Origin of the sequence: Petrocella sp. FN5 (genome assembly GCF_029210395.1) — a bacterium.
In the GTDB taxonomy this organism is placed as follows: domain Bacteria; phylum Bacillota; class Clostridia; order Lachnospirales; family Vallitaleaceae; genus Petrocella.
Genome location: NZ_JARGDP010000131.1, coordinates 1 through 3017, shown reverse-complemented (window position 1 = coordinate 3017; position 3017 = coordinate 1). Strand labels below are relative to the sequence as shown.

The window sequence follows — 3017 nt, the reverse complement described above, 5'->3', positions numbered from 1 at the left end:
TTACAAACACTGAAAACCGCATAAGAGATTGTTAACATCGATTTGCTACATGCACATATTTTAATCTTAAGCTCTAATCTTTATAATCACTTTCTTAGTTCAAGCCCTCGACCTATTAGTATTAGTCAGCTGAACACGTTACCGTGCTTACACCCCTAACCTATCAACCTGGTAGTCTTCCAGGGGTCTTACTCCATTTCTGGATGAGATATCTTATCTCGAGGGGGGCTTCACGCTTAGATGCCTTCAGCGTTTATCCCTTCCCAACATGGCTACTCTGCTATGCCTTTGGTAAGACAACAGATACACCAGAGGTCAGTCCATCCCGGTCCTCTCGTACTAAGGACAGCTCCTCTCAAATATCTTGCGCCCACGACGGATAGGGACCGAACTGTCTCACGACGTTCTGAACCCAGCTCGCGTACCGCTTTAATGGGCGAACAGCCCAACCCTTGGGACCGAATACAGCCCCAGGATGCGATGAGCCGACATCGAGGTGCCAAACCACTCCGTCGATGTGAACTCTTGGGAGTGATAAGCCTGTTATCCCCGGGGTAGCTTTTATCCGTTGAGCGATGGCAATCCCACATTCATACCACCGGATCACTAAGTCCTAGTTTCCTACCTGCTCCACCCGTCGGTGTCACAGTCAATCCATCTTATGCCTTTGCACTCTACGAATGGTTTCCAACCATTCTGAGATGAACTTTGAGCGCCTCCGATACACTTTCGGAGGCGACCGCCCCAGTCAAACTCCCCACCTGACATTGTCCCCACACCGGATCACGGTGCTAGGTTAGAAACCCAATACTACAAGGAAGGTATCCCAACAACGACTCACTACAGACTGGCGTCCATAGGTCTAAGTCTCCCTTCTATCCTGTACATGTAATATCGAATCCCAGTATCAAGCTAGAGTAAAGCTCCACGGGGTCTTTCCGTCCTGTCGCGGGTAACCGGCATCTTCACCGGTACTACAATTTCACCGGGCGCGTTGTCGAGACAGTGCCCAAATCGTTACGCCTTTCGTGCGGGTCGGAACTTACCCGACAAGGAATTTCGCTACCTTAGGACCGTTATAGTTACGGCCGCCGTTTACTGGGGCTTAAGTTCGCACCTTCGACTAAAGTCTAAGCACTCCCCTTAACCTTCCAGCACCGGGCAGGCGTCAGCTCATATACTTCACCTTTCGGTTTTGCATAAACCTGTGTTTTTGCTAAACAGTCGCTTGGGCCTATTCTCTGCGGCCTACTTGCGTAGGCACCCCTTCTCCCGAAGTTACGGGGTCATTTTGCCGAGTTCCTTAACAACGCTTCTCCCGTCGGCCTTAGGATTCTCTCCTCATCTACCTGTGTCGGTTTGCGGTACGGGTACGTATGAAGCAATAGCGGCTTTTCTTGACAGTATGGATTTAGGAACTTCTCTACTTTAATTTCGATCCGCATCACACTTCGCCTTTTAGTTGACGGATTTGCCTATCAACCAAGCTTTGTGCTTGCACTGGTTTTTCCATTCCCAGTTTTCCCTATCCTTCTGTGTCCCCACAGTTCTGTTCATACGTAGTACTAGAATTTCAACTAGTTGTCCATCGGCTACGGCTTTCGCCCTCACCTTAGGTCCCGACTTACCCAAAGAAGATCAGCTTTACTTTGGAAACCTTAGATATTCGGCCGAGAAGATTCTCACTTCTCTCTCGCTACTCATTCCAGCATTCTCTCTTCTTAACTCTCCACTGCTCCTTACGGTACAGCTTCGTCGTGTTAAGAATGCTCCTCTACCAAAACACTTATCTAAATAAGTGCTTTCCACAGCTTCGGTGGTGCATTTTAGCCCCGGACATTTTCGGCGCAAGATCTCTCGACTAGTGAGCTATTACGCACTCTTTGAATGCATGGCTGCTTCTAAGCCAACATCCTAGTTGTCTGTGAAATCTCACATCCTTTTCCACTTAATGCACACTTTGGGACCTTAGCTGGTGGTCTGGGCTCTTTCCCTTTTGACTATGAAACTTATCTCCCATAGTCTGACTCCTGAAAAACATCTATATGGCATTCGGAGTTTGATATGCTTCGGTAGGCTGTGAGGCCCCCTAGGCAATTCAGTGCTCTACCTCCATTAGACTATTTCAAGGCTAGCCCTAAAGCTATTTCGAGGAGAACCAGCTATCTCCGGGTTCGATTGGAATTTCTCCGCTATCCACAGGTCATCCCCGCATTTTTCAACATGCGTGGGTTCGGTCCTCCATTACCTTTTACGGTAACTTCAACCTGCCCATGGATAGGTCACCCGGTTTCGGGTCTACTCACACTGACTTAACGCCCTATTAAGACTTGGCTTCCCTTCGGCTCCTGACCTTAAGTCATTAACCTTGCCAGTATAAGTAACTCGCTGGACCGTTCTACAAAAAGTACGCGGTCGCACCTTAACGTGCTTCCACTGCTTGTAAACATAGGGTTTCAGGTTCTTTTTCACTCCCCTCCCGGGGTTCTTTTCACCTTTCCTTCACAGTACTATGCGCTATCGGTCACTAGGTAGTATTTAGGCTTGGGGGGTGGTCCCCCCTGCTTCACACAAGGTTCCACGTGTCTCGTGCTACTCTGGATCCTGCTGGCTAAGTCGACTTTTCACCTACGGGGTTTTCACCCTCTTTGACGTGCTTTTCCAAAACACTTCGGTTAAATCTTCTTAATACCGTCTGCAGTCCACAACCCCAAAGGACTAGGTCCTTTGGTTTGGCCTCTTACCCTTTCGCTCGCCGCTACTTAGGTAATCGATGTTTCTTTCTCTTCCTTCGGGTACTTAGATGTTTCAGTTCCCCGAGTTCCCCCTGCATGGCTATGTATTCACCATGCAGTGACTGGGATCTTCCCAGCCAGGTTTCCCCATTCGGTAATCTCTGGATCATCGGCTATTTGCGCCTACCCAAAGCTTTTCGCAGCTTATCGCGACCTTCTTCGGCTCCTAGTGCCAAGGCATCCACCCTATGCTCTTATTAGCTTGAACTAATAATTTGATTA

Annotated in this window: 1 rRNA gene; it reads right to left on the bottom strand. The window is 48.6% G+C overall.

From position 1 onward, the window contains the following. Nucleotides 1–95 precede the first annotated feature (95 nt). Nucleotides 96–3003 (bottom strand): 23S ribosomal RNA (locus tag P0N36_RS14860). Between the last annotated feature and the right edge of the window lie 14 nt (nucleotides 3004–3017).